Origin of the sequence: Streptomyces katrae (assembly GCF_000966975.1) — a bacterium.
In the GTDB taxonomy this organism is placed as follows: domain Bacteria; phylum Actinomycetota; class Actinomycetes; order Streptomycetales; family Streptomycetaceae; genus Streptomyces; species Streptomyces katrae.
Genome location: NZ_JZWV01000859.1, coordinates 1 through 231 on the forward strand (window position 1 = coordinate 1; position 231 = coordinate 231).

1 pseudogene is annotated in these 231 nt (G+C 79.7%); it reads right to left on the reverse strand.

Annotated elements, in window-relative coordinates:
* A pseudogene (locus VR44_RS28195) lies at nucleotides 1-231 on the reverse strand (LytR family transcriptional regulator); the annotation flags it as partial.

Below are 231 nucleotides of genomic sequence, written 5' to 3' on the forward strand. Positions count from 1 at the left end.
GCCAGGACGACGACGAGGGCGACCACCCGGTTGCGGCCGCGGCGGCGGGCCTCCTCGCGGCGCTCGGTGCGGCTCTCGGTGAAGGCGAGCCAGTCGATGACGTCCTCGGAGTCCTCGTCCGGCTGGTCGAGGAAGGCGAACTGCTCGGTGCGGTAGCCGGCGGCCGGCTCGGCCGGGGGCGGGGCGGGGGCCCGTCCCGGGTCCGCCGCGTCGGCGGGGTCGGGCCGGCGC